The organism is Rhizobium pantanalense, assembly GCF_030182525.1.
Taxonomy (GTDB): Bacteria; Pseudomonadota; Alphaproteobacteria; order Rhizobiales; family Rhizobiaceae; genus Rhizobium.
Genome location: NZ_JAQJCH010000003.1, coordinates 397,908 through 423,361 on the forward strand (window position 1 = coordinate 397,908; position 25,454 = coordinate 423,361).

General features: G+C 61.2%; 30 protein-coding genes and 1 pseudogene. 16 read left to right on the forward strand and 15 right to left on the reverse strand.

Features of this window, described 5'->3' with window-relative positions; translation table 11 throughout:
• Positions 1 to 33 precede the first annotated feature (33 nt).
• A complete protein-coding gene (locus tag PH558_RS11340) occupies positions 34 to 1,071 on the reverse strand; it encodes a nucleotidyl transferase AbiEii/AbiGii toxin family protein (RefSeq protein ID WP_285204296.1) in 1,038 nt (345 codons plus the stop codon).
• Positions 1,064 to 1,693 carry a DUF6088 family protein gene (locus PH558_RS11345; RefSeq protein WP_285204297.1) on the reverse strand — a complete coding sequence of 210 codons (630 nt, stop codon included), beginning with the start codon at positions 1,691 to 1,693 and terminating at the stop codon, positions 1,064 to 1,066. Before PH558_RS11345 ends, PH558_RS11340 begins: the two co-directional genes overlap by 8 nt.
• A 145-nt stretch (positions 1,694 to 1,838) precedes the next feature.
• Between PH558_RS11345 and PH558_RS11350 the strand changes: the two genes are divergently transcribed.
• The gene (locus PH558_RS11350; protein ID WP_285204300.1) at positions 1,839 to 2,033 is read left to right on the forward strand and encodes a hypothetical protein; all 195 of its coding nucleotides are present in this window, start codon (positions 1,839 to 1,841) and stop codon (positions 2,031 to 2,033) included.
• A 156-nt stretch (positions 2,034 to 2,189) separates the two neighbouring features.
• Here PH558_RS11350 and PH558_RS11355 read toward each other — a convergent pair whose 3' ends face one another.
• A complete protein-coding gene (locus PH558_RS11355; RefSeq protein ID WP_285204302.1) occupies positions 2,190 to 2,840 on the reverse strand; it encodes a TetR/AcrR family transcriptional regulator in 651 nt (216 codons plus the stop codon).
• 200 nt (positions 2,841 to 3,040) lie between these two features.
• Here PH558_RS11355 and PH558_RS11360 point away from each other — a divergent pair, with 200 nt between their 5' ends.
• Together PH558_RS11360 and PH558_RS11365 are read left to right on the forward strand one after the other, a co-directional pair.
• The gene (locus PH558_RS11360; protein WP_285204303.1) at positions 3,041 to 3,937 is read left to right on the forward strand and encodes an NAD(P)/FAD-dependent oxidoreductase; all 897 of its coding nucleotides are present in this window, start codon (positions 3,041 to 3,043) and stop codon (positions 3,935 to 3,937) included.
• 16 nt (positions 3,938 to 3,953) lie between these two features.
• A pseudogene (locus PH558_RS11365) lies at positions 3,954 to 4,117 on the forward strand (isoprenylcysteine carboxylmethyltransferase family protein); the annotation flags it as partial.
• 16 nt (positions 4,118 to 4,133) lie between these two features.
• On the opposite strand, the gene PH558_RS11370 reads toward PH558_RS11365, so the two are convergent.
• The gene (locus PH558_RS11370) at positions 4,134 to 4,697 is read right to left on the reverse strand and encodes a TetR/AcrR family transcriptional regulator (protein WP_113406794.1); all 564 of its coding nucleotides are present in this window, start codon (positions 4,695 to 4,697) and stop codon (positions 4,134 to 4,136) included.
• Between the two features lie 81 nt (positions 4,698 to 4,778).
• On the opposite strand from PH558_RS11370, the gene PH558_RS11375 reads away from it, so the two are divergent.
• A complete protein-coding gene (locus tag PH558_RS11375) occupies positions 4,779 to 5,828 on the forward strand; it encodes an aldo/keto reductase (RefSeq protein WP_285204304.1) in 1,050 nt (349 codons plus the stop codon).
• 200 nt (positions 5,829 to 6,028) lie between these two features.
• Here the strand turns inward: PH558_RS11375 and PH558_RS11380 are convergent, their stop codons facing one another.
• Entirely contained in the window at positions 6,029 to 7,030 is a 1,002-nt protein-coding gene (locus tag PH558_RS11380) for an AraC family transcriptional regulator (RefSeq protein WP_285204308.1), read from the reverse strand.
• Between the two features lie 53 nt (positions 7,031 to 7,083).
• Between PH558_RS11380 and PH558_RS11385 the strand changes: the two genes are divergently transcribed.
• Positions 7,084 to 7,806, forward strand: coding sequence for an SDR family oxidoreductase (locus PH558_RS11385; RefSeq protein WP_285204310.1), 723 nt, complete (start codon positions 7,084 to 7,086; stop codon positions 7,804 to 7,806).
• A 289-nt stretch (positions 7,807 to 8,095) separates the two neighbouring features.
• Here PH558_RS11385 and PH558_RS11390 read toward each other — a convergent pair whose 3' ends face one another.
• The gene (locus PH558_RS11390) at positions 8,096 to 8,536 is read right to left on the reverse strand and encodes a lipid-binding SYLF domain-containing protein (RefSeq protein ID WP_095433713.1); all 441 of its coding nucleotides are present in this window, start codon (positions 8,534 to 8,536) and stop codon (positions 8,096 to 8,098) included.
• Positions 8,537 to 8,834: 298 nt separating this feature from the next.
• Here PH558_RS11390 and mug point away from each other — a divergent pair, with 298 nt between their 5' ends.
• Positions 8,835 to 9,416: a G/U mismatch-specific DNA glycosylase gene (gene mug, locus PH558_RS11395; protein WP_285204313.1), complete on the forward strand. Its 582-nt coding sequence runs from the start codon at positions 8,835 to 8,837 to the stop codon at positions 9,414 to 9,416.
• 310 nt (positions 9,417 to 9,726) lie between these two features.
• On the opposite strand, the gene PH558_RS11400 is transcribed toward mug, so the two are convergent.
• A complete protein-coding gene (locus PH558_RS11400) occupies positions 9,727 to 10,275 on the reverse strand; it encodes an NADPH-dependent FMN reductase (protein ID WP_285204314.1) in 549 nt (182 codons plus the stop codon).
• Positions 10,276 to 10,550: 275 nt separating this feature from the next.
• Between PH558_RS11400 and PH558_RS11405 the strand changes: the two genes are divergently transcribed.
• The gene (locus PH558_RS11405) at positions 10,551 to 10,925 is read left to right on the forward strand and encodes a DUF4180 domain-containing protein (RefSeq protein WP_095433709.1); all 375 of its coding nucleotides are present in this window, start codon (positions 10,551 to 10,553) and stop codon (positions 10,923 to 10,925) included.
• A gap of 17 nt (positions 10,926 to 10,942) precedes the next feature.
• On the forward strand, positions 10,943 to 11,509 hold the full coding sequence (locus PH558_RS11410) for a GNAT family N-acetyltransferase (RefSeq protein WP_285204318.1): 567 nt from the start codon (positions 10,943 to 10,945) through the stop codon (positions 11,507 to 11,509).
• Between the two features lie 24 nt (positions 11,510 to 11,533).
• Here PH558_RS11410 and PH558_RS11415 read toward each other — a convergent pair whose 3' ends face one another.
• Both PH558_RS11415 and PH558_RS11420 read right to left on the reverse strand, forming a co-directional pair.
• Positions 11,534 to 12,097: a methylated-DNA--[protein]-cysteine S-methyltransferase gene (locus tag PH558_RS11415; RefSeq protein ID WP_285204441.1), complete on the reverse strand. Its 564-nt coding sequence runs from the start codon at positions 12,095 to 12,097 to the stop codon at positions 11,534 to 11,536.
• 138 nt (positions 12,098 to 12,235) lie between these two features.
• Positions 12,236 to 12,373 carry a hypothetical protein gene (locus PH558_RS11420; protein ID WP_158225416.1) on the reverse strand — a complete coding sequence of 46 codons (138 nt, stop codon included), beginning with the start codon at positions 12,371 to 12,373 and terminating at the stop codon, positions 12,236 to 12,238.
• 224 nt (positions 12,374 to 12,597) lie between these two features.
• Between PH558_RS11420 and PH558_RS11425 the strand changes: the two genes are divergently transcribed.
• The gene (locus PH558_RS11425) at positions 12,598 to 13,215 is read left to right on the forward strand and encodes a 2'-5' RNA ligase family protein (RefSeq protein WP_285204319.1); all 618 of its coding nucleotides are present in this window, start codon (positions 12,598 to 12,600) and stop codon (positions 13,213 to 13,215) included.
• 9 nt (positions 13,216 to 13,224) lie between these two features.
• On the opposite strand, the gene PH558_RS11430 is transcribed toward PH558_RS11425, so the two are convergent.
• Both PH558_RS11430 and PH558_RS11435 read right to left on the reverse strand, forming a co-directional pair.
• A complete protein-coding gene (locus PH558_RS11430; RefSeq protein WP_285204320.1) occupies positions 13,225 to 14,865 on the reverse strand; it encodes a SulP family inorganic anion transporter in 1,641 nt (546 codons plus the stop codon).
• A gap of 86 nt (positions 14,866 to 14,951) precedes the next feature.
• Entirely contained in the window at positions 14,952 to 15,899 is a 948-nt protein-coding gene (locus PH558_RS11435) for a LysR family transcriptional regulator (protein WP_285204322.1), read from the reverse strand.
• A gap of 25 nt (positions 15,900 to 15,924) precedes the next feature.
• On the opposite strand from PH558_RS11435, the gene PH558_RS11440 reads away from it, so the two are divergent.
• The 3 genes from PH558_RS11440 (at position 15,925) to PH558_RS11450 (ending at position 19,541) form a co-directional block, all read left to right on the forward strand.
• On the forward strand, positions 15,925 to 16,899 hold the full coding sequence (locus PH558_RS11440; RefSeq protein WP_095436143.1) for a quinone oxidoreductase family protein: 975 nt from the start codon (positions 15,925 to 15,927) through the stop codon (positions 16,897 to 16,899).
• Positions 16,900 to 17,176: 277 nt separating this feature from the next.
• Positions 17,177 to 18,358 carry an MFS transporter gene (locus PH558_RS11445; RefSeq protein WP_095436142.1) on the forward strand — a complete coding sequence of 394 codons (1,182 nt, stop codon included), beginning with the start codon at positions 17,177 to 17,179 and terminating at the stop codon, positions 18,356 to 18,358.
• A 118-nt stretch (positions 18,359 to 18,476) separates the two neighbouring features.
• The gene (locus PH558_RS11450) at positions 18,477 to 19,541 is read left to right on the forward strand and encodes a succinylglutamate desuccinylase/aspartoacylase domain-containing protein (protein WP_095433704.1); all 1,065 of its coding nucleotides are present in this window, start codon (positions 18,477 to 18,479) and stop codon (positions 19,539 to 19,541) included.
• 6 nt (positions 19,542 to 19,547) lie between these two features.
• Here the strand turns inward: PH558_RS11450 and PH558_RS11455 are convergent, their stop codons facing one another.
• Both PH558_RS11455 and PH558_RS11460 read right to left on the reverse strand, forming a co-directional pair.
• Positions 19,548 to 19,700 (reverse strand): hypothetical protein, encoded by a 153-nt coding sequence (locus PH558_RS11455; protein WP_158225415.1) that lies wholly within the window; start codon positions 19,698 to 19,700, stop codon positions 19,548 to 19,550.
• Positions 19,701 to 19,830: 130 nt separating this feature from the next.
• A complete protein-coding gene (locus tag PH558_RS11460) occupies positions 19,831 to 20,352 on the reverse strand; it encodes a MarR family winged helix-turn-helix transcriptional regulator (protein ID WP_095433702.1) in 522 nt (173 codons plus the stop codon).
• A 155-nt stretch (positions 20,353 to 20,507) separates the two neighbouring features.
• On the opposite strand from PH558_RS11460, the gene PH558_RS11465 reads away from it, so the two are divergent.
• The 3 genes from PH558_RS11465 (at position 20,508) to PH558_RS11475 (ending at position 22,695) form a co-directional block, all read left to right on the forward strand.
• A complete protein-coding gene (locus PH558_RS11465) occupies positions 20,508 to 20,864 on the forward strand; it encodes an ArsC family reductase (RefSeq protein WP_095433701.1) in 357 nt (118 codons plus the stop codon).
• A gap of 10 nt (positions 20,865 to 20,874) precedes the next feature.
• Positions 20,875 to 21,348, forward strand: a complete 474-nt coding sequence (ybaK, locus tag PH558_RS11470; RefSeq protein WP_095433700.1) for a Cys-tRNA(Pro) deacylase — start codon at positions 20,875 to 20,877, stop codon at positions 21,346 to 21,348.
• 93 nt (positions 21,349 to 21,441) lie between these two features.
• On the forward strand, positions 21,442 to 22,695 hold the full coding sequence (locus tag PH558_RS11475) for an aminopeptidase (RefSeq protein ID WP_285204328.1): 1,254 nt from the start codon (positions 21,442 to 21,444) through the stop codon (positions 22,693 to 22,695).
• A gap of 72 nt (positions 22,696 to 22,767) precedes the next feature.
• Here PH558_RS11475 and PH558_RS11480 read toward each other — a convergent pair whose 3' ends face one another.
• Complete coding sequence (locus PH558_RS11480; RefSeq protein ID WP_285204329.1) at positions 22,768 to 23,358, reverse strand: NAD(P)H-dependent oxidoreductase; 591 nt, start codon at positions 23,356 to 23,358, stop codon at positions 22,768 to 22,770.
• Positions 23,358 to 24,974, reverse strand: a complete 1,617-nt coding sequence (gene xseA, locus PH558_RS11485) for an exodeoxyribonuclease VII large subunit (RefSeq protein ID WP_285204332.1) — start codon at positions 24,972 to 24,974, stop codon at positions 23,358 to 23,360. Before xseA ends, PH558_RS11480 begins: the two co-directional genes overlap by 1 nt.
• Before the next feature lie 237 nt (positions 24,975 to 25,211).
• Here xseA and PH558_RS11490 point away from each other — a divergent pair, with 237 nt between their 5' ends.
• Entirely contained in the window at positions 25,212 to 25,439 is a 228-nt protein-coding gene (locus tag PH558_RS11490) for a homogentisate export protein (protein ID WP_095433696.1), read from the forward strand.
• Positions 25,440 to 25,454 lie beyond the last annotated feature (15 nt).

Consider the following 25,454-nt stretch of genomic DNA (forward strand, 5'->3'; position numbering starts at 1 on the left):
GCGGCGGCATACGCGGGGCTTTCTCCGCGGTCCCTATCGATTGATGGCTTCTTGAAGCGCTGCAATCGTCGCAAGTATGTCGTCGAATGGCGGTGTGGTTTCGTCGAACATCATCGGCGCCATCGCCCGGTAGTCGGTGCGCAGGTCCTTGATCCGCGCTTTCTCCGGCATAAGCCGCAGCGCCCCTGGTCGAGCAGTTTCGTAGCTGGCCCAGCTCGAACGGAAGAAGGTGGCTTTGTGCCGTGCCACCTGCGTCAGCAGATCGAGATCGGCGACGGCGGCTTGGCCCTCGTCCGTGTCGAGGAGCATGGCGAGGTCGTAATAGTGCCGAGAGAAATACTGCGGCGTCGGTGACTCCGCAGGGCGATGCGCCTCTGCGTGTAGCGCAGTCGCCTTTTCCCAGAAGGTGCGCCGCGCTGACAGCACGGTTACGCTAGTGTCGGGATCGGTGAAGAAGTCCGGATAGTCGTCGGCCGCGTAGGGGCGGATGATCTTCTGTTCGGTCGGCCAGGGATCGCCGCGTGCGCCGAGTTCGAGCTTCACGCGCGGCGTGATGTAGGCCATGCCCTTATATTCGGCAGCGGGCAGCGCCGTTGGATAGTGAAAGTTGACCGTTTGGGCGTCGCCGGCATCTATGTCCAGCGACCACTCGCCGTTGGTCGGCTCGCCGAGTTGTTCGACGATCGCGGCGCGAAGCGCCGGGAGAAGTTTTTCGGCGATATGCTGCTCGACGTCGCTGACGAGGCTGTCGATAAGCCGGGCCGCTTGCTTCCTGCTGATCCCTTCCTTCTCGGGGTCGCGCTCGCCGGTATATCCGAGTTCGGCCCGGTCGAACGATAGGTCGATGTCCTCGGAGAATCGGCGGATCGCGCCGAACGCCTTGGAGAGCGACGTGCCGCCCTTGAAGACGAGGGTTGCCGTGGTGCCCTTCGGTAGACCGAAAAGGCGCCTCAAGCTCCAGCAGACCCAGAAGTCCTTTTCGATGATCGTGTCGGCGACGCCTCGGCCGGCGCCGGTCTCTCCGAATAGAGCTGCGCGTTCGTCGATGGGGAGACGGGCGACGTCATCCATCGATATCGGCCACCGCTGCGTTGGCGATCGAGACGAGCGTCGGCCGCATCCAGGCGGGCGCCTGCACAGCGCTCGAAGCCAGTGTCTTCTTGTCGTTGGTCGAGAGCCGCTGCGCGGCGACCTGCGCAACATCCGTCGCACGCACGGGGCCGACATGGCGAAGGGCCTGAACGACCGTGCCGGCGGGGCTGCCCGGGGCGATCAGATGCTTGGGCGAGGCGTGGCGAAGATCGATGACGCGCTTTCCAAGCACGACGCGCCGCGACGGGCCATTGGTGAGATAGGTGCTTTGGGCCGAGACCTGCGTCGAAAGGCCGAGCGCGTTCGCCGCGCGTGCGCCGGCGATCTGCACTTGCGAGCCGGTCTCGCGAGCCAAAGCCTGGGCGACATCGTCGGGAGCGGGCGAGAGGGGCCCGAGCTTCGGATGCAGCTTGGGGAAGTCATATAGCCCACGCGCGAGCCTCCGAAGCTGGCCGCCCCTCACTAACCGGGACAGCGCCTGGTCAACGGCCGAGCGTGTGGCGACGGCGAGGAAGTCGCTGGGCGTGAAGACGCTGCCGCGTCCGCTGGCGCGGACACGCTTCATCACCCGGTCGGGAACAGAGCCGGCTATCGTCTTCATGCGTCAGAAAATAAGGCATCTTTTTCTGACATTCAAGGGCATCCGATCGGTAGCGCGGCTGCTTGCAGCCACCGGCCTCGATATCCGGCTTCCAATTTGCTAAAATAGTTGATGACGGTACTTTTCGGGGCCAGCGGCGAGATTAATGCTGACCGAAAAAGTCGGCTCTAAAGGGCGATCGATCCCGATAGATGCCGAAACCTCGCAAAAAAATTTTGGCGGGAACTTCCCTTTAAAATCAATACCATATGATTTTGACGGCCTATGGGTCGGCTTTTCGCGCCCGAAGAAAGAAAAAACCCAGTTAGATCAATGCTCTAGCTGGGTTTTGAACAATTGAGTGGGAGTGACGGGGGAACGGTGTGATCGCGCAGTCTAAGCGCCAATTTTCGCTGCCGTGCCTGTTTCATCCATTTGGGCTGTGCTCGAATGGCACCTTCCCAAAAAAGCGGGCGTTATTGGGGGCTCTCCGCCCTTCCTCGCGGCCTCATCTAGGCTATGCCACCGCGTTGTCGTTGCCACCGTGCGCGGCGATGAACATGACGACGGCCGACCGGCAATAGGATTCGATTTCGTTGTCGTTCTCTGCTCCCGCCTCATCGAAGCGTGCGATAATCAGGAGATCGGATCCTTTGAAAAGCGCAGCAAACAAACGGGCAGACCGGAGAGGATCGGGCACGTTCAGGAGCGCCTTCGCGTGCAACTGACGTAACAAGGTCTCGATTTGGGCAACAATGTGGGCGGAGCCGGCTTCGTAATGGACTTTGCTCAACGACTTTTGGTTCGGCGTGTCGGCCATGACCATGGCTTCGACGTTGCGGACGTCAGGGCGCAACAGCGTGCGAAGCAGCGATGATCCGACCGCCATGAGCTGATCTTCGGCCGAACCGTCGACGCCTTTAAAAAGGGCCTGTGGTATTAACTGCTGGCAGCGGGCCGCAAACGCCGCGCCAAACAGCGCCTCCTTGCTCTCGAAGTGCCGATAGATGCTGAGCTTGGATATCTTCGCTCGCTGGGCAACCTTGTCCAATGTCGTCGCTTGAAAACCCAATTCCGCAAAAAGTTCGCCCGCGGCATCGACGATCGTTTGGCCAAGCGCCTCATTGGCGGGCCGGCCGCGTCGTACGCGGATGTTTTCTTCGGGCACGATAATTACAGTCCTTGACAGTATCTTTATTCTTGAATTACGATACTACGTAGTTTTATAAATTCCAAGAGTGGATTTTATCGTGTCCGCCAACTCAGGATTGCCTTGGCCGCCTACCGATATCGAATGCGCATCGCTGAACGATTCTGCGCGCCAGGCTCAGCCCAACCCGCTTCATCCGCAACATGGAGCCCACCACCATGGATGACGTCATCATTATCGGCGGCAGCTTTGCTGGCCTTGCCGCCGCTCTGCAGCTCGGCCGTGCCCGCCGCAAGGTCACCGTTCTCGACACTGGCCTGCCGCGCAACCGCTTCGCCGGCCACTCGCATGGCCTGCTCGGCCACGATCACAAGCCACCGCTGGGCATCCTGGCCGAGGCGCGCCGGCAGTTGGCCCGCTATCCCACGGTCAAGCTGGTCAATGCCCGGGCCGAAAGCGTCTCCGGCGCCATCGACGATTTCTCCGTCCTCACTTCCGACGGCGAAACCCTTAAGGCGCGGCGCCTGATCCTAAGTTATGGCGTCATCGACCAGATGCCTGATGTTCCGGGCTTTGCCGAAGGCTGGGGCAAGTCCATCGTACCCTGTCCCTATTGCGACGGCTTTGAAGTCGCCGGCCAGCATTGGGGCATCGTCTGGTCCGGCCGGCAGTCGCACAATCAGGTCAGGCTGTTCCACGATTGGACCGACAGGTTGACGGTCTTCGCCGATGGTCATGACATTCCGCCCGATATCCGGGCCGATCTGGCGCGCCGCAACACACCTGTCGTCGATGGCCGGATCATCGAGATCGCCCGTCACGGGGACCATAACGCCACCGTCAAGCTCGATACCGGCTCCGATGTCGCGGTCGACATCCTGTTCGCGCATCCACGCAACAAGCCGTCCGCAAGCCTGCATCAATCATTGGGCCTCGCCACGGTCGATACGCCCCTCGGCATCATCCTCAAGGTCGACGAGCGCCGCGAAACCAGCATGCCCGGCATCTACGCCGCCGGCGACCTCGCCAACCCCCTTACGCCGCCATCGGTCACCCTGGCATCATCGCACGGCGCGATGGCAGGTATCTTCGCCCAGCAGTCGATGCTGACTTGAGAGCACAGATTGGAGGATGAGCACGGCCGCTGAACCGGACAGCGCGGGTGTCCGCTTCCCTCCGCCCTTCGTCTATCTGGGAGCGCTGCTGTTGGGGCTGGCGGCGGAGCGGTTCGTCAGCCTGCGCTCTTTCAGCATCGACTGCGGTTGCTGATCGCAGCAGGCGCGCTGTTGTTCGTCCGAGCTACCGGCAGCCTCAGTGATCCTCACTTCGCTCCAGCCCGTGGAATGCTAGCTCTAGCAAGCGCTCGCTGCGTGCTGTGCCTTCCGCTGTAGGCGGTAGTTGGGTCAGCAAGGCGAGCAATTGCAGAAAGTCCTCGGCGTCGATCGGCTTCGAGATCTCGCCCGCATCGGCGCAAGCGTCCATCAGAAGCCTGACGGCGTCGACCATGGGCCAATAGGTTTCCCGAAAGTCCTGGTCGGTCATGGCGGCCCGCAGCATATCCGCGACACCGTGCTTCTTGCGGCCGTAATCGACGAACCGCTCCGACCATCTTCGGAAGGCTTCGAGTGGCTTGAACGCATCGAGGAGCGATGGTGCGAGGCTCACCAGCTCATCGATACTATCGCGATAGATGCCGAGGACGAGCGATTCCCGGGTCGGGAAGTGGCGATACAGCGTGCCCTGCCCCACGCCCGCCGCCTTGGCGATGGAATGCAGCGAAGCCGCTGGATCGATTGCAAGGACGTCTCGTGCGACAGCCAGGATGCGGTCGCGATTGGTGCGGGCGTCGGCGCGACGCTTATGGGTTTGGGTCATGAGCCTTGACTAAGCGGACAATTGTCCATATCCATGTCGAGAAATCGGACATATGTCCGTTTCTATACGGCGGAGGCATTTATGCAATATGCAAAGCTCGGCAATTCGGGGCTCGACGTGTCGCCCGTCTGTATCGGTTGCATGGGGTTCGGCGATCCGGCCAAGGGCCATCCGGCCTGGTCAGTGGAAGAAAGCTCGAGCCGGGAGTTGATCCATCACGCCCTCAGGGCCGGGATCAATTTCTTCGACACAGCCAACATGTACTCCACCGGCACCAGCGAGGAATTCCTCGGGCGCGCGATCAAGGGCTTCGTGAACCGGGATGCCGTCGTCATCGCCACCAAGGTTGCGGGCGCGACACGCAACGGCCCCAATGCGATCGGGCTATCGCGCAAGGCCATCATGGCTGAAATTGATCACAGCCTGCGGCGGCTCGGCACGGACTATATCGATCTCTACCAGATACACCGCCGCGACCAGCTGACCCCGTGGGAAGAAACGCTCGAAGCGCTTCACGACGCCGTGAAAGCGGGCAAGGTACGCTATCTCGGCGCCTCGTCGATGAAGGCGTGGGAGTTTGCCAAAGCATTGCACATCCAGAAGTCCAACGGCTGGATGCGCTTCATCTCTATGCAGCACAATTACAATCTGGTCGCGCGCGAAGAAGAACGCGAGATGATCCCGCTCTGTGCCGATGAGGGTGTGTCGACCCTGATCTACAGTCCGCTCGCGCGCGGGAAATTGGCCCGCCCATGGGGGATGACGACAACGCGGACGGAGACCGAACCGTCCGGCGCCCAGCAAAATCCGGATACGGCTGCCAGCGATCGGGCAATCGTCGAGGCGGTAAACGCCATCGCCGCGGAACGTGATGTCGGCGCCGCCGTGATTTCCCTGGCGTGGTTACGTCGCAATCGCGTGGTCGCTGCGCCGATCGTGGGCGCACTGAAGACCAAGCACATCGACGATGCGGTGGCTTCGCTGTCGGTCGCGTTGAGCGAGGAGGAAGCGGAGCGGCTCGAGAAGGCTTACACGCCCCGCCTGGATCAGCAGGGAGTATCTATCCCGGCTTTGTTGCATCGCTCAATCGAAGCATCGACTGGCTTCAAAAGGGATGCTCCCCTCGTTTAGGCCCGTCCGCTTCCGGTCCCCTGTATTAGAGCGTGATGCCGAAAAGCGTCAGGGGATTTCTGATGACATTACGCTCTACTTCTTTGATTCTAGAGCGGATTCAGATTTTAGGTCGAATAGACCTAAAATCATCCGGCTCTAGGCGCGCATGCGCCTGGAACGGTGGCTGGCCCGGGACAATTGCTATCGAGGGCATATGTTCACGACGGGGCTTGGCGCTCTCGTGCGGCGAACGTCTTGGGCGAGACGCCGACAAATCGGGTGAAGGCGGTGCTAAAGGCGCTTGGTGACAGGAAGCCTATGGCGAGCCCGATCTCGCCGATAGTTTTGTCACCGCGACGCAACGCATCCTTCGCAACGGCCATGCGCCAGTACTGAAGATAACCGATCGGCGCCATGCCGACGACGCTGCGGAAACGGCTCGAAAGGCTGGATCGGGAAACGCCGCAGAGCCGCGCCAAGTCTGCCAGCGTCCAGTCTTTCGCGGCATCTTCGTGCAGTGCCGTCAGCGCCCGGGCTGTCACGGGATCGTTCAATCCGGCGAGCAAGCCCCTGTGCTCTCGGGTTGCGTCAGGGACGGCGCCGCGAAGAATCTCGACAAATGTCAATTCCATCAGGCGCGTAATGACAAAGTCGCTACCGGCTCTTGGTTGCGATGACTCCGACAGGTTCAAACTCAGCAAACTGCGAACACGCCAAGAGGAGACGTCATCACGCATGACATGGACAAAGGATGGCATTAGCCAGGTGAGGAGGCCCTCGTTCGCCGTGTCGAAGACGAACCGCCCACCACGTAATACCACAGGCGCTTCCGAGCCTGCACCCATCCTCAGAAGCGTTTTACCCGTGGTTGCGACCATCGCCTCGCTGTCCTGAGCGACAGCTTGCGCGTCCGAGGCGAGGACAAAGCTCTTGTCGGTTCTGATGAGGACGAAGTCGCCTTCCTGCAGCAGGATCGGTTCCTTGTCGGCTCGGATCAACTGGCAGGCGCCGCGCTCCAGCCAGCAGAACAACAGGTCGTCCCGTTTGCGGAACGACACGGCCCATCGGCCATAGCCCTCGATTCCGCCCCAGAGTGTGGCGCGTGGGCGAAGCAGGTGGATGAGGTCGAGAAAGGGATCCAAATTTTTGGCCGATTGATAAATTAATATGGGAGGTACATTATCGATCGAATGATTAGATCGAAGTAGTCTTTCCTTCAAGAGGCGGGCCGCACCTGGCGGGCAATCCATCCGCATCTGCGAAAGGAAAAGTTATGTTGCATAACAAGCGGGTCGCGATCCTTGGCGGATCGCGGGGTATCGGCTTTGCGGTCGCTCAAGGAGCCGTCCATGAAGGGGCTCATGTCATCATCGCCTCCAGCCAACAAGAGAATGTCGCGAGCGCCATCACGCGTTTACCGGAAGGGACCGCCACAGGTGCGGTCGTCGATGTGAGGTCGATGGAGTCCCTCTCGGCATTCTTCACGACACTCGGCGCGTTCGACCATCTGGTCTTCACCGCCGGCGAGCCTTTGCCGTTCGGCAAGCCCGTCGCCGAAATCGATCTGGCGACTGCACGCAGCTTTTTTGAATTGCGCTATTGGGGTGCGGTCGCTGCCGTGAAGGCGGCACGGCCACACATGCGCGATGGCGGGTCCATCGTGTTGACGAGCGGAACCTCGGCCCGTCGGCCGCCGGCAGGTTTTGCCTTCGCGGCAAGCATCTGCGGCGCGATCGAATCATTGACCCGCGCGCTCGCCCTCGATCTCGCGCCTCTGCGCGTTAATGTTGTGACACCCGGGATGGTTGCCACCGATCTGTGGTCCGGTATTCCATCCGAGGCACGGGACCAGATCTTCCGCTCGGCAGCCGGGAAGCTACCCGTGGGACGTATCGGCGAGCCGTCGGATATCGCTGAAGCGTACCTATCGTTCATGCGCAATGCCTATGCCACCGGCCAATCCATAGTCGTGGATGGCGGTGCTGTGCTCATCTAGAGCCTTTTGTTTTTACGCAATACCGGGGCAGCAATCGTTCTCCTCGTGTCAGGCCGACAACGTCATCGAGGCCCCTTCCAATGACCAGCGCAATACTGCTGCCAACGGGCTGGCTTGATGCTTCGTCAAGGATGGCGGCTAAACGACATCACGCGCTGACGGAGAAAGCCGTTCATCGCGCGCTTCCAAGGGCATGGAAAGAAGGGGGAAACCGTACCTTCTCCTGAAAAGCCCGAACGCTAAATCAGTCGGTCGGGCTCATCTGCACCATAGGCTTGGACTGGTGACCTTACTTCACCGTGATGCTCAAGCCGCTGATATCGGCGTTAACCTGCAGGCCGACCTGCCTGCCCGTGAGCTCGAGTTTGGCGCCCTTGTCATTGGTCATGACGATCACCTGCGCACCCTTGCCGACCGCGCCGCCGCCGCCGGCAGCGCCGTAGACGCCGCCTACGTCCCGGGCGCGGCGAATGTTGCGCACTGTGCCTTGGAAATAGGTCTTGGAGGCGCCAAAGGCGAGGCCGCCCGAGATGCCGCCGATCGAGATGGGATATTTGCGACCATGGAAGGTGAGCGTGCCCTCGCCTCCGGAGCCGCCGACGAAGAAAGCCGCCTTGTAGACGGAAAAGCGGATCGTGCCGCTATCGGCATGAGCGGCGCCGGCGAAGCCAATTCCCGCAGCAGCAATAGCGGCAACCGCGACCGAACGAAATCCAGATGAAATCCTCATATTAAGACACTCCTCAAAAGCGCCGCTTACCCAGCCGGCCGGGCACGACATCAGCGTCGTGTCAAAGTCAGAGATAAACGGTCTCGCACGACCTTTAGTTCCAAAACACATTAAAACAAAGCGTTAGGACATACCCCATCGCCGTGAATAGCAGGTCTGTTTCCAACACAATTGCTTGGTTATAAGGCTTCATGGTCTGCTTCATCAAGGAAGTCCGCGACAAGCCGATCTATCGGCAAGGATGCAGGGCGCGGCTTTCCGCGCCGCCTTCGTCTCCTCTCTCGCACGGAGATTTAACATGCAGGACGATGCCCCGGCCGAAGAGCTGAGTAATGGGATAGAGAACACGGCATCGGCCGCTGGGCTCTCCGAAATCCTGGCACCGCACCTTTCCGTGGTCTTCTGCGGATTGAATCCTGCGCTTACCGCACATCGTGACGGGCATAACTTCTCCAACCGCAGCAACCGCTTCTGGCGGGTCTTACACCTTGCCGGCTTTACGCCCCGCCTGCTGCGGGCGGAGGAAGAGCGCGAGATGCTGCAATATGGCCTCGGCCTGACATCGGCGGTCTCCCGCCCGACGAAAAGCGCCAGTGAGCTGAAGAAGAGCGATTACGTTGCCGCCGCTCCCGTGCTCGAAGAGAAAATCAAGCGGCTTGCGCCGGCAAATCTGGCGTTTCTCGGCAAAGCGGCCTATGCGGCTATCAGCCTGCGAGCCGATATCCAATGGGGCAGGCAGCCGGAGGCATTTGCCGGCGCCTCGATCTGGGTCCTGCCCAATCCGAGCGGCCTCAACCGGGCTTTCGATCTGGCGAAACTGACGGAACATTATCGCGAGGTAAAGCTGGCGGTCGAACGTGAACGGGATCTCCTCCAATAGCCGACGCTTCCCGGTCGGCGATCACTCAAGCCGGACCGTCGTCGCGATCAGTCATCCTTTTGCGGATCAAGCACGCCGATCGTGTGCAACCACCGCTCCGCCAGCGCCGGCCAGCCACTGATGGGAAGCTTTGTGGGACGAAGACCAAAGGCGTGGCTGCCTTGTGCTGCATGGCACGATATACCTCGCTGGGAGCATCATAAACGAAATCAGCTCGCCTTCGATGATGATCGATTGCAGCTTTATCGTGGCTCCAATCCGTCATGCCCATCGATCGATCGGGAAGATCGATGCCGCAAGGATCGCGCGCTCAGAGGCGGCCCAACTCGCCGAAAGCCTGTTCAAGCATTGGTCGCGCCCCGGCAAATTCAGTCGCCGGGTCCACCTCGCCCACATTCGCTTCGATGCGGCTGCGCGACAGGGTAAAGCCGGGCATGGTTTCGGTGGGCTTCATCTTCAATCCGGTCAGTACCTCATGAAGCTGGGCGGCACATTTATTGCCGCCATGGCCGCCATAGGTGACGATCATCGCCGGCTTGGCTGCCCATTCCCGATAGAGATGATCGAGCGCGTTCTTCAATACGGCCGGATAGCCCCAATTATATTGCGGGCTGACGAAGACGAAGGCATCGCCGCTTGTGATCTTTTCGCTCCAGGCCTTGGTGAGATCGGTGCGATAATCACCCATGGCCGGGATGCCGGGCTCGGCGTCCATCGGCAGGGGCCAATCACGCAAATCCACGATCTCGAATTCGGCCGACAGGAGCTCGCGCCCGACCGAGGTCACCCATTCGGCGACGGCAGGGCATATGCGGTTCGGCCTGACACTGCCGATGATGACGAGGATCCTGGATGGCATGGCGTTCGCTCCATATATGTGCATAATACACTTAATTGAGATCAGCCCAGCTTGTAAAGGTGCAAAATACACATTTTGGCTATGAAAGGCCGAAGGTAGCGTCCCGGTCGCGGTGCTACGCCCCTCCGGCGACTGGCTTCTAACCTCGACGAAGCCGAGGGATCGCATCTGGTAGGCCTAGGAACGCCATGCGCTACATGATAGCTGTCCTCACCATTCACGCGGGATGATGGCGAAAACTCCTAATTTCAATAGCAAGCAAAAGTCGAACCAGCATGTACACCGTCAAAGAATTCTCCGGCCGAAAAGTCGTTATCGGCGATGACAACGGCCCTCTCCTCGCCAGCGAAAGGGACGTGAATGATTGGATCAGCGCTGCATGGGACGCTGAAGCACAGCTGGTGGTCGTTCCCACATCACGGCTGAGCGAGGAGTTTTTCCGGCTCTCAACCCGCATCGCCGGCGCGATCATTCAGAAATTCGTCAACTATCGTTCGCAGCTCGTTATTCTCGGCGACGTCTCCGGATGGATCGCGGACAGTAATGCCCTGCGCGATTTCGTGTATGAATCCAACAGGGGCCGTGAGGTCTGGTTTCTGCCCGATCTGGATGCGCTTGCGGAGCGCCTGCAGCAGAATGCCCAAAGCTAAACCAGAGGTCTGCCTTCATGGAAGTAACGCTTTCTCCGCCGCGACTGGAAACCGAACGGCTTATCCTGACGGGACATACGCTCGATGATTTCGAGCCGCTTGCGGGCATGTGGAGCGATCCTCTGGTCGTGAGGCATATTTTCGGCCATGTGGTCTCCACTTCCAGGGAGTCATGGATGCGGATGCTGTCCTATCATGGCCTCTGGCCGCTGCTCGGGCATGGCTATTGGGCAATCCGCGAGAAGTCCTCCGGCCGCTATGTCGGCGATCTCGGCTTTGCCGACTTTCACAGGGTTATGGAACCGCCAATCAGGGGTATTCCGGAGGCCGGCTGGGCACTGGCCGCATGGGCGCATGGCAAAGGCTTTGCGACGGAAGCTCTGGCGGCCGCCGTCGCCTGGCTCGACAAGCAGCCGCGATTTGATCGCAGCGTCTGCCTGATCTCGCCCGACAATGCGGCTTCGATCCGTGTTGCCGAAAAAGCCGGCTATGGCGATCCGAAGCCGATGCGCCTCAATGACAAGCAGACGCTATTGTTTTCCCGCGCCCGTCAGGGGCCAAAGGAACAGGGCGATCAGCTTTAGCCGTACATCCGGATATCGTCTGGCTCAAAACGCCAGCGACTGCTGCACCGGCTTCGGCGGCGCCAGCTGAACGCCTTCCAGCTCCAGCATACGAGCTTTGGAGTTGGAGCCGCCCGGTGCGGAAAAGCCGCCGATCTTGCCGCCTGCGGCCAGAACGCGGTGGCAGGGAATGATCAGCGCCACCGGGTTCTTCGCCATGGCCTGCCCGACATCGCGCGCGGCTTCCGGCCCTGCGCCAAGCTGCTTGGCCAAGGTTCCGTAGGTTGTCGTGTGCCCCCAGCCGACCTGGCGGGCGGCATCGTAGATCTGCCTGAAGAAGGCGTCCTGCTCGCCGAGGTCGAGCGTGACGTCGGAAAAGTCGATCTCCTCACCGGCAAAATAGCGTTTCACCTTGGCGACCACTCCCGCAATCTCCGTGCTCGGCGTACCGGGCTGCGCGTTCGGCAAACGCCGCAGAAGCAGGCGTTCGGTCGCGCCCGCATCCTTCGTCGGCAATTGAAAACGCAGCACGCCGACATCATTCCAGGCGATGCCGCAGAAGCCGCCGGCGGTTTCGAAGATCAGGTAATTCTGCCTTGTCTCGTTCATGACGAAAGCTCCCGCGTTTCCACTTGTCATGAAAATCGTCCTCGGGAGCCTCGAATTCAACCCGATTCTTGCAAAGATCGAGAATTGCCACCGTTTTGACGGCCGACGAACGGATTCAGGGCGATTGACAGAACACGATCAATATCCGCCGCCGGTCGGAGGCGCGTTCAGCGTCATGCCGCTGCCGGAATTGTGATCTCCCGACGTAGAGCAAGCTGAAATGCCGAGCCCGATGAGGACGAGAAATACGGCTGAAAAGATGGCTCTGGTAAACATGGACGGTCATTCCTTGTTGGAGAGAATGAAGAGCAAGCCTCGCTTGGAATGAACAGATCAGTCAGGCTTTTTATTCGATCGCATTTTTGAAACGAGGATTGTGGCCCTTGTAACCGTGATCTTCCTATATGTTCTTGCTTTGTTCTTGATTGGCCGTTCGCGATGCACTACGATGCCGCGGTCAAAAAAGAGGAGGCAAAGCAACGCGGCTTTGATGCAAACCCATGAAAAATAATGGGCAGCTTTCGCTCTATCTCGCAGGCGGATCACACACGCGAGCACCACCGCCAATCGATCAAGGGCCTGTCAACGAGTTCTATTTCGCGCTCCTGCCCGATGCGGCGATCGCCACGTACAGCCATGAATTGGCTGGAAATTTTCGCAGGCAGTACCGCTTTTCCACGAAGCCGCGTCGGCCTGATCTCTTCCATGTGACGCTCTACCCGATCGGGTCGTTTCGCTGCTTGCCCGAGGACGTGGCATTTGCGGCGATGGAAGCGGCCTCGAGGGTGAGGAAATCACCCTTTCCCGTCGTCTTCGATCGGGCTGTCAGCTTCGGCAAGGGCGACAACCGCCCGCTGGTCCTATGGAACAAGGACGGCAATGCGGAACTAAGGGCGCTCCATCAGGAGCTGGCCGATGCCATGCGGCTCACGGGCATTGCGCCGACTAAGGAAAAGCCTGTCGAGCCGCATATGACGCTGCTCTATCAGGGCCATCTCGTTGCCGACATCATGCTCGAGGAGCCCGTAAGCTGGACCGCCAGAGACTTCGTTCTCATCAACAGCCTGCAGGGAGAGGCCAAGCACGATCATCTCTGCTATTGGACTTTGCATGATTGAGCTACCTCTTCACGCCATCGGCGGCTTCTGATCCGCCATCACAGCCGCCACGGCATCATCGACGCTGAAGCTGCACCGCTTGTCGACGTCGGCAATGCCGGCGACCGTCATGAGATCGCGAACGCGGTCATGCACCCGGGCAAACTGCAGGCGGAGGCCGGCTCGCTGCATCGCGCCGTCGAACTCCATCAAGGCGTCCATCGCCGTGCTGTCGATATCGGAGCTTTCTTCCAGGCTGAGGATAGCTGCCCGCAACCCGGCTTCACTGCGGCTGCCGGACAATATCTCGCCGAAGATCGTATCGGCGTTGCCGAAAAACAGGGTTTCGCCGGGACGCCAGATGGCAATGCCCGGTATCTCGGCGGCATCGTCATGCCTATTGACATCGACGAAGTCATGGCTGTTGTTGAGCCGTCCCAGACGGGCGATATACGGGGATGCCAAGCGATGCATCATGGCGGCAAGCGAGAGCGCGATCGCCAGCAGCATGCCATTGAGAACGCCGAAGGCGAGCACACCGACGGCGGCACCGAGTGCCACGTAGAAATCCCGGTGCAGACGGCGCAGGCGCAGAATGGGGTTAGGGTCGAGCGCATGGGTCAGAGCCGCGATCACGACGGCGGCGAGCACCGGTTCCGGTAGAAGCGCCACCAGCGGTCCCACACAGGCAATCAGAATCGCCAGGCCGATTGCAGCAAAAACGGTCGCCGCCCGCGTCTTTGCTCCCGCCGCCTCACTGGCGAAGCCTGCGGAAAAACCCGCGCCGACCGGCATACCCTGAACGAAGGCGCTGGCGAGATTGGCAGCACCCAGCGCACCAAGCTCGCGATTGACCTCCAGCGTCTCGCCATACCGCAGGGCGAGTGCACGCATCGTGCCCCAAGATTCAGCAAAGAGGATGAGGACAAGGGGCACGGTGAACTGCACCAGCCGCGAATAGGCGGTCCAGTTGGCATCCGGCAGCGACGGCCATTGCGGCAGGATCTCGATCGGGCCAACCAGCTTGACCCCATGGCCTTCCAGGCCGAACAGATAGGAGGCGAATATGCCTGCGGCGAGCACGAGGAAAGCGCCGGGAATGCCAGGCAATCGCTTCAATAGCAGCAATGCCGCCAACGCGACGATGCCGACTATGACGCTGATCGGATTCCACTGCAGAATAGCGCCGAAGAGTGCCGCCGCGTAGGTCAGGATATTCGAGCCCTGCACGGGCACGCCCACCAGGGTCGGCAACTGATGCACGATGATGGTGATCGCCAGCCCGAGCGCGAAGCCCCTCAGGACCGGCCGCGAGATGAAACCGGTGATGCCCCCAAGGCGCAGGGTACCGGCGATGACAAAGAGAAGGCCGGCAAGCGCCACGGCAACCGTGGCAAGCCCCGCCTTGATCGTCGCATCGCCCGGCACCACCGCCAAGGTGGCGGCCAAAATGGCAGCAGATGAGGATGTGGGGGAGACGATGGCAAAGCGGCTGCGGCCGAATATGGCATAGACGAGACATCCGGCGATGCCGGCGAGGATTGCACGATGCGGCGGCAGGCCGGCAATGCCTGCGTAAGCGACCGCTTCCGGCAGCATCAGTCCAGCAACCGATATGCCCGCGATGAGATCCGCCCTGCCCATCACGAACCAACTGCCCAGCTTCGTCATCGGTCACCGACCATAGGAATGGCGCATCCATTTATGGATAGAGATTCACGGCAAAGCTGCAACAAGAAAATGTGGCCGGAGTTGCCTTAAGTCCCCGCGCTTGCGTCGTCCCGGATATGGCAGCTTCGGCCGATGATGTCGCTGACGAAATCCATTACTGCGCGAATGGCCGGCGAACGGCGCAGATCAGGATAGGTCACGAGCCAGAGGTCCCGCGTCGGTGAGGGAATCGCGACCGGCAGGCGCGTCAGCCCCGCCTCGCTATCGCCCAGAAAAGCTGGAAGCGCCACGACGCCGAGGCCGGCGCGGGCCGCCTCGAGCTGGCCGAAGACATCGGTGGCGCGAAACACGATCGGGCGGCCATCCAGCAGACTTCGAAGCCAGGTCTGCTGCGTCAGATGCTCCATCGCCGCATCGTAACCGATGAAAACCCACTCCCCCTTGGGCCTTTCCGCCACAGCCGGGATGGCGTAGAGGCCGAAGCGCATGACGCCGATGCGGCGGACCAGGAGATCGCTCTCCTCCGGCCGCGTCATGCGTACCGCGATATCAGCCTCTCCGTAGTTGAGCGCGGCGCGGCGGGTGACGCCGGCAATCGTCAAGGTGATGTCCGGATGCTCTTCACGGAAGAGAGCCGCTTTCGGGGCGAGAAGATGGGCCGCGATGGACGGCGGCGCGCTAACCTTGACCGCGGCGGAGAGCCCGGCAACGGCGCTCTTCGAATAGCGCCTGATCGCTTCGACATTCTCCTCCATTCCCGCCACCAGTTCGGCAATGGCGCGGCCATCGGCCGTCAGCGGCGAAGTGCGCGGCCGCCGGTCGATGAGGCGCAGATCGAGCGAACGCTCCAGCGCGGCAATACGGCGGCCAACCGTTGCATGATCCACGCCAAGCTCCCGCGCCGCTGCGGACAGCGAGCCGGTTCGTGCTAGGGCGGCGAAGTGAAGGAGGTCCTGCCAGTCGATCATCGGTGCATTATTGCACAGATGCGGTGAGCTCATACCGAATTTATTCAGGCCGATGTTTATGGTCAAAGATCTCCTGAAAGGAGACTTCCGCATGCCCCTAGCGATTACCATTACCGGCCCGGGCGGACCCGAGGCCATGAAAGCCGTCGATCTCCCAGCCACCGAGCCGGGTCCCGGCCAGGTCCGGATCCGCCAAAGCATCTCCGGCGTCAACTTCGTCGATATCTATGTCCGCTCCGGGCTCTATCCACTGCCGCCGGGCCAGAGCGTGCTCGGCTTCGAAGGCGCCGGCGTCGTCGAGGCGCTAGGCCCCGGCGTCAGCGAACTGAAGGCTGGCGACCGCGTCGCGTATATCGGCCATCCGCTCGGCAGCTATGCCGAGGTGCGGACATTATCGGCCGCTCGCCTGGTGAAACTACCCGAAGGCGTCAGCGAACGCGTCGCGGGCAGTACGATGCTGCGCGGATTGACGGCCCAAATGGTGTTGCAAAAGGTCTATCCGGTGAAAGCAGGCGAATGGGTGTTGGTGCACGCGGGCGCCGGTGGCCTCGGCCAGCTCGTCACGCGCCTTGCCAAGCGGATTGGTGCAAACGTCATCGCCACGGTCGGCTCCGAAGCCAAAGCCGGATTTGCCTATGAGGCCGGCGCAGACATGGTGCTTCTGCACACATCCGAGGATTGGGTCGAAGAAACGCGCCGCATTGCCGATCGCCGCGGCGTGCATCTCGCCGTGGACGGGATCGGCGGCACCATGCTGTCGCAGACCCTTGCCGCCGTGCGCCCCTTCGGCATGGTTGCAAGTCTCGGCCAGGCGGGCGGCCCCATTCCGCCGATCCAGATCGAGGAGCTGACCGCACCTCGCGCGATCGGCTTGTCGCGCCCGAGCGTATTGACCTATGCCAGCGATGCGGATCTTTACCGCCAGGGCACAACGGCGCTGATGGCGGCGCTGCAGGACGGGCTCGTCAACCCGATCGGCGCCGAATACAAGCTGAAGGACGCCGCTCAAGCTCATGCCGACCTCGAAGCAGGCCGAACGACGGCCAGCGTCGTCCTGACGATGTGACGCCCAGTGAGCGGAGCCTCCCTGGCAGGCTCCGCTCATTGCGACGGGGCAACGGGGCGACGGGGTGTTTTAGCTTCGACGCACAATCCATTCATCCCGTCAATGGTTTTTGCTGCAAGGCAGCAATTCGTTGACCATGCCTGCTCCTGCCTGATACCGGTTGCATATGGCGACGCACGGCTCTCAGGCCTTCGCCGTCACTGCTATCCGATACGAATCCCGCTCCTTCGTGGCAAACAGCATGGACACCGCTGCCGGTGCCCGCAGGCGATATCCCGTGAACACTGCTTCCCAGACCATTCGGTCCACTTCGACACTGTCCCTCATCTCGATTGTCGCGCTGACATTCTTCGGCTACCTTGCCATCGGATTGCCGCTTGCGGTTCTGCCGACCTATGTCGACAGCAGCCTCGGCTTCGGCGTCGTATGGGCCGGCATCGCCGTCAGCACGCAATATGTGGCGACCATCGTCAGCCGCGCCCATGTCGGCCGGCTCTGCGATCAATACGGGCCACGCCGTTCGGTCTTCCTGGGCTTCCTGGCCTATGGTCTGTCGGGCGCACTCACCATCGCTTCCACCTTTACGATCCAAGTCCCGGCAGCGAGCCTTGCTCTTCTGCTTGCGGGCCGGCTGGCGCTCGGCATCGGCGAGAGCTGGGTGAGCACGGCGGCGATCACCTGGGCGATCGGCCTGATGGGGTCACGCGAAACCGTCCGCATCATCTCCTGGAACGGCATCGCCACCTACGGCGGCATTGCCCTCGCCGCCCCCTTCGGCGCATGGCTGCAGGGGCAATATGGCTTCTTCGCCATCGGCGTCGTCACCATCATCCTTGCGGTTGCCGGCTTCATGCTAGCGCAAACGCGGCCGCCGGTTCCGGGCGTCAAGGAAAAGGGCATCGGCACGGGCCAGGTGCTGAGCCGCGTTACACCATACGGCATCGCGCTCGCGCTTGCCTCCAGCGGCTTCGGCGTTGTCATGGCCTTCGTCGCGCTATTCTTCCATAGCCGCGGCTGGGAAGGCGCATCCTTTGCGCTCAGCGCTTTCGGCCTTGCTTTCATGGGTGTGCGACTGGGTCTTGCGCAGGCAGTCGCACGCTTCGGCGGCCTGCCGCTGGTGCGCATTTCGCTCGTTATCGAGATCATCGGCCTGGCGGCGCTCGCGCTTGCACCTTCCCCGACCGTTGCCATCATCGGCGCGGCGCTGGCCGGCGCCGGTTTCGCGCCAGTCTTCCCAGCGCTTGGCAACGAGGCCATGGAGCGCATCCCGCCGCAAAACCGCGGCGTCGCGCTCGGGCTCTATTCGATCTTTCTCGACGTGTCGCTCGGTTCGACCGGCCCGATCGCCGGCCTGGTCGCGGATCATCTTGGCTATGCGGCACCCTTCTCCTTCGGTGTTGGTGCGGTGCTCCTCAGCTTGATCCTGAGCTTCTGCCTGCGCAGGAATGGCAGCCGCTGAAAGCTGTTTTGGCGCTGTTTGTCCCCGGTTCTGATTTTCGCATGTGGCGACAAACGGTTGCAGGCTGCCGTTAAGGCTTGATATGGGTCTCTGATTATCATCAGCAGGAGGCCCGCCCATGAACATCACCGAAATCGTCATCGAAGGCGACACTGCGGGGATCGCCTGGCGGCTACCGGTCCTGCATTTTGCCGGCAGCAAGGCAGACGCGCCGAAGATCTACATTCAGGCTGCATTGCACGCCGGCGAGCTGCCGGGCACGGCGCTCGTGCATTTCCTTTGCGAGCGGCTTCGGAAAGCGGAAGCCGATGGGTCCATTCTGAGCGATATCATCGTCGTGCCGCATGCCAATCCGATCGGCGCGGCGCAATCGCATTTCGGCGAGATGCAAGGGCGCTTCGACTTGGGCTCGCGCACCAATTTCAACCGCGACTTCCCGCTGGTCTCGCTTCGCGACCGCGATCTCCTCATCGAAAATCTGGAACGCTACCCCGCCGTCGACCGGCTGAAGCGCCAGCTGATCCATATGGCACTCGGTGCCGATCTGGTGATCGACCTTCATTGCGATGACGAATCCCTGCAATATGCCTATATTGACGAGGCATTCTGGCCTGAAGCCGCTGATCTTGCCGCGGCGCTCAAGATGGATGCCGTGCTGCTGTCGGACGGTGAAAGCTCGGCCTTCGAGGAGGCCGTCAGCTTCGCGTGGAAATACGAAGTGCCGGGCGAAAAGAAGGCAAGGCTGCCGGGCAAGCTTTCAGTCACGGTGGAATTGCGCGGCACCCGCGATGTCTATCCCGAAATGGCAAAGAACGATGCCGAAGGGCTCTGGCGCTTCCTGGCCGTGCGCGGCGCGGTACAGGACGACAGCGTCGCTCCCGGCACCTCCTTTAGCGGACCGGCCGTGCCGCTCGACAACGTCGAGATGATCCGCGCACCACAGGCGGGCACAGTGCTCTTCCATCGCAATATCGGCGAGCGCGTTGAAGAAGGTGATCTGCTGGCGACGATCATCACCGCGCCGGGTATGCCGGACGGCGCCATCGATATCCGCGCGCCGCAGGCAGGTCTGATCGTCACCCGTGTTTCGGACCGGCTGGTGCGCCGGCGCGGCGATCTGATGAAGATCGGTTCGGACAGGCCAAGCTCCGTCGCCCGCAAGCCAGGAACACTTGAGGATTGATTTCCTTTAGCGGCGATCGATCACCTTGCAGCGCATGATGAAGGCGATCGCCGCCGCCTCGCGGAGAAGCACACCGAAACGATTGACCTGATGCTGCGTTCCGGCAAGCGCGGCACGCGCTTTGCCCCTTAGCCGGGCAAGAATTGAACGATTTTCCATCGCGATCATGCCTCCGATCGAGTTGATGCAGGCAATGTTCAGGCCAGCGAAGGCGGCAACCATCGCCTTCCAAAGTATATGTATGCAGTATGCATATACATTAATGAAAATGTCAAGGTCCTATCCCAGGCTACGTCATGAAGGCAATCGGGCAGCGATCCTGATCGCAAACGCCTTGATCGCAAACGCGGCAGACCACATCCTGGTCATCGCCGAGATCGACCAAGGCCGGCAGCAGCTTTTCGACCAAGCGGCCGAACTCGGCCGTCTCCTCCGAGCTGAGAACGCCAAAGGCCCGATGGATGACGGCCCGGCGGGCGGAGAGGCTCCTATCAAAGAGCAAGTGGCCTTTTTCTGTCAGCTGTAGCGCGCGGGCACGCTTGTCACCCTCGACGCCGCCGCCCCGCAGCACGAGGCCGGACGCCACCAGCTGATCGACCAGGCGCACCGTGGCGGAATGAGAGAGCGCGATCATCCGCCGCAGGCTCTCGATCGTCAGCCCCGGCTCGGTGCCGATCTGAACGATGGCGGCAATGGCGCTCGGCCCAAGGCCGGTTTCATCGGCGAAAGCCTTCTCCATCTTGTCCACCAAAGCAAGGCTCATAGCGCCAAAGAGGTTTTCCAGCCGCAATATTTCCTTGTCCGTCGCCATGCTTCCAACCCGCACCACAAATATGCATGCCGCATATTTATGCGCTTATCGCTGGCAACTGCAACGGGCGAGAGAACCACTTGCCCATCCGAGCCGCTTTCATCCGCCTTTGTTCACGTGTTATGCCCTATCCGACAGCAAAAGACGGATTCGCCATGACGCTCACCATTTACGGCATCAAGAACTGCGACACGATGAAGAAGGCCCGCATCTGGCTCGATAGCCACGGCATTGCCTATGACTTCCACGACTACAAGGCAGTCGGCATCGATCGGGATCATCTGGAGCGCTGGACGAAGGAAGCGGGATGGGAAGTCGTGCTCAACCGGGCCGGCACCACCTTCAAGGCCTTGCCGGAAACGGACCGCACCGATCTTTCGAAGGACAAGGCCATTCAGCTGATGTTGGCGCAGCCCTCGATGATCAAGCGCCCGGTCCTGGAAGCGGACGGCAAATTGCTCATCGGCTTCAAGCCGGATATTTATGCGGCTGCATTCGGTAAGGCGGCCTAGAGATAGCCCCATGTCGAAAACCACCCGCGCCACCCAAGTGCTGACCCAGGCGAAAGTCGCCTTCACCGTGCATGCCTATGACTACGACCCGAATGCGGAGCGTGTCGGCCTGCAGGCGGCGGAGGCGCTGGGCGAAGAGCCGCATCGGGTATTGAAGACTTTGATGGCCGAAGTGGACGGGAAGCCGGTGTGCGTCGTCGTACCGTCGGATCACGAAGTCAGCATGAAGAAGCTCGCCGCAGCCTTCGGCGGCAAATCCGCCGCCATGATGAAGCCCGCCGATGCCGAGCGTCTGACGGGCTATCATGTCGGCGGCATCAGCCCCTTCGGCCAGAAGAAGCTTGTGCCGACGGCCATGGAGGCGCAGGCTATGACCGAAGGTTACGTCTATATCAACGGCGGCCAGCGCGGGCTGCAGGTGCGCCTCAGTCCGCAGGATGCCTTGAGCGCTCTTAAGGCCAAGGCTGCGCCTCTGATCGCCTGACGATCTTCAAGATCGGACATAGCGCCTTCATTTTCGCCGCAAACCGGTCTAAGTCTTCAGATCATCTTCGATATCAGCCAAGCAGGTTTTGCCATGACATCAGCTACCCCCAACCATCATCCCGTCGATCACGCCAAGCTGGAAAAGCTTGCGGAAGTAGCCGTAAGGGTCGGGTTGCAGCTGCAGGCAGGCCAAGATCTGCTAATGACAGCGCCGGTCGCAGCGATGCCCTTGGTTCGGCTGATCACGCGCGAAGCCTACAAGGCCGGCGCTGGTCTCGTCTCCACCTTCTATTCCGACGAAGAGACGACGCTTGCCCGCTACGAATATGGCCAGGATGCGAGCTTCGACCGGGCCGCGACATGGCTCTACGAGGGCATGGCCAAGGCCTTCTCCAACAACACGGCACGCCTCGCCATTGCCGGCGACAATCCGATGCTGCTTTCCAATCAGGACCCCAACAAGGTGGCGCGCGCCAACCGCGCCAATTCGGCAGCCTATAAGCCGGCGCTGGAAAAGATCTCGAATTTCGATACCAACTGGAACATCGTCTCCTACCCGAATCCCTCCTGGGCAAAGCTGGTCTTCCCGAACGATCCGGAGGCGATCGCGGTCGCAAAACTTGCCAAGGCGATCTTCTCGGCTTCGCGCGTCGATGTCGAAGATCCGATCGCTGCCTGGACGGAACACAACGCCAATCTGCACAAGCGCTCGTCCTGGATGAACGGCCAGCGTTTTTCCGCCCTGCATTTCCAGGGACCCGGTACCGACCTGACCGTCGGTCTGGCGGATGGCCATGAATGGCATGGCGGCGCTTCCACCGCCAAGAACGGCATCACCTGCAACCCGAACATCCCGACCGAAGAGGTCTTCACCACGCCACATGCGCTGCGTGTCGAAGGCCACGTCTCATCGACGAAGCCGCTGTCGCATCAGGGCACGCTGATCGACAATATCCAGGTGCGCTTCGAAGGTGGCCGGATCATCGAGGCCAAGGCGACTCGCGGCGAGGAAGTGCTGAACAAGGTGCTCGACACCGACGAAGGTGCACGCCGGCTCGGCGAAGTGGCGCTGGTGCCGCATTCCTCGCCGATTTCGGCAAGCGGCATCCTGTTCTACAACACGCTCTTCGACGAAAACGCCTCCTGCCACATCGCGCTCGGCCAGTGCTATTCCAAGTGCTTCATCGACGGCGCCAAGCTCAGCCAGGAGCAGATAAAGGCGCAGGGCGGCAATTCCAGCCTGATCCATATCGATTGGATGATTGGCTCCGACAAGGTCGATATCGACGGTATCGATGCCGATGGCTCACGCGTGCCCGTCATGCGCAAGGGCGAGTGGGCATAACCAGTTCGGATATTCGAATGCGATCATGCCGCGGTATCTCTGCCGCGGCATATTTTTTCCGAAATCGTGAGATCAGATCGTCGCCAGCGCTCGCCTGACGCGTTCGAGATGTGCCTTACGGCCGGCTTCGGTGACGCGGTCCATGTCATGCAGCGCCAGCATGCGGAAATTCAGCCGCTTGGCGCAGAAGGCGGCGATGCCACGCTTCAGCAGGCGCCGCACCGGATTGCCCATGTAGAGATGCACGATCCACCATGGCGACCCGGTCGTCGTCAGCGCCCAGAACAGACGGATATTGGTGAGCTTCGGCACGATCCGCCCGCCGGCGGGATCATGTGTGAAGGCAACACCGGGCGCAAAGCCGCGATCGAAGAAGCCCTTGAGGATCGCCGGGAAATTGAACCACCATTGCGGAAAGACGAGGATCAGCGCTTCGGCCGCCTGCAGACGCGCGACGATATCGCTGACGCCCGAGGTATCGTAAGGCTGGTCGAAATAGCCGCGCCGCTCGGCCTCGGACAGACGCGGATCGAAGCCCTCGCGATAGAGATCGAGCAGATCGACCTCGTGCCCGCCGGCAACAAGCGTTTCCTGCGCGACGTTCGCCACGGCGGCGGCAAAACTATCCTCCAGCGGATGGGCCAGCACCAGCAGGATGCGCATCAGAAGAGGCTTCCCTGCTTCGGTGGAGCGGCAGGCTCCGCCGGTTTGGTGGCACGCTTCTTCGAAGGCGCAGTGCCTGATGGCGGTGTGGATGAAGACGGTGGCGAGGCATCATCGCCGGTGACGGCCCCGATGCGGCCATCAGCAAACTCGATCGAGATCGCGGCACCCGTCGAAAGGGCTGCCGCCAGCGAAACTGGGCGATCATCCTCGTCGCGCACAACAGCATAGCCGCGCTTCAGAACATTCTTGTAGGAGAGCGACTGCAGAATGCGCTCCTGCGCCGTGAGTTCGCTGCGCGCTCGAGTCAGCTGATGGCGGATGGCCGTATCGGCATGACGGACGAGACTACCGAGGCGGTCGCGCGCCCTCCCCGTCTGCGCTTCGAGGCGCGACGGCAACGTGGCGAAGACGGCATCGGCGCGTTCGATACGGGCGCGGGACCGGTCGAGCATGCGCTCGATGGTCCGCTCCCCGCGGGTTATCCGTTCGCCCAATTGCTGACGTCGCTCGGCGATCCGGTTCGACAGGATATCGGGGCGGAGGTGCGAGGCGGTGCGCTCGAAGGAGCGGCGCTTGTTCAGCGTGTTCAGCTCCAATCCGCGGCCAAGGCCAGCAGCCGCCTCATCGAAGCGGCGGCGCGGCAGAGCCAGAATCTGGTCGAGCGATGGCAGGGCGCGCATCAGCGCACGCACAACCTGCCGGCGTTGATCCATCTGCCTCGTCATTCCCCCCTGCAACCGGGCTGCGAGGCTCGCCAGCTGGGCTTCGAGCTCGGCTTTGACCGGAACGGCCATTTCGGCAGCCCCCGTCGGCGTCGGAGCGCGCACGTCGGCGGCGTAGTCGATCAAGGTCCAGTCTGTCTCGTGGCCGACGGCCGAGATCAATGGGATCTCGCTCGCGGCAGCGGCACGCACCACAGCCTCATCGTTGAAACTCCAGAGATCCTCGAGACTGCCGCCGCCGCGCGCGACGATTAGCACGTCCGGGCGCGGAATCGGGCCGCCTTGGGCAAATTCGTTGAAGCCGCGTATGGCGTTCGCCACCTCGTCGCCGGAGCCCTCTCCCTGTACCTTCACCGGCCAGACCAGCACATGCACGGGGAAGCGATCGGAGATGCGATGCAGAATATCGCGGATGACCGCACCGGTCGGCGACGTGACCACGCCGATAACCTTGGGCATGAAAGGCAGCCTGCGCTTGCGCTCGGGATCGAACAGGCCTTCGGCACCGAGCTTGCGCTTGCGTTCCTCCAGCAGCGCCATCAGTGCACCGGCGCCAGCAGGCTCCAAGGTTTCGATGACGATCTGGTATTTCGACGAGCCCGGGAAGGTCGTCACCTTGCCTGTTGCAATGACCTCCATTCCCTCTTCAGGGCGAAATTTCAGCTTGGAGAATGTGCCTTTCCAGATCACGGCATCGATGCGCGCCCGGTCATCCTTCAGCGAGAAATAAGCATGTCCAGAGGAATGCGGCCCGCGATAGCCGGAGATTTCCCCGCGCACGCGCACTTGGTCGAACGCATTCTCGACCGTGCGCTTGATCGATCCCGACAACTCCGAGACGGAATATTCCGTCAGGTTCGAAGGCGAATCATTCTCAAAAAAGCTGCTCATGTCCCCCTTCTACCCGATGTTGCGGTAAATGCGGAGCCTGCTGCATACCGCTTAAGTCTGAATCGATCGAAAGACGGGATTGTGCGCATAGTTGAGAAGCTTCCGCTTCCTTGCATGTCTCACAAAGGGCGTGGAGCCTATTGCTTCATCAAGCGTTAACCCTGCTGACAAAGGCTTTCTTAGCCATCTGCGCGTAAACCTGTGCAAACTGATTCTTGGTAAAGAGGATATGGAGCGATGATATTCGCGACCGCCACGATCATCGGAATTGCCGCCGGCCTGCAGCGCTCGACGATCGGCGCGCTGCTCGGCGTGGCACTCGTGAGCATCGCTTTCATGGCCGCCGTCGCCACATCGATCGCTCCGCCGCCGCTGACGACGCTGTTCATCGCGCTCGGCGGCTACAATCTCGGCTTCATCGGCTATCTCGTCACCATCGATGTGGTCGAGCATCGCCGCGCCTAAAAGCAGCTTCAGAGA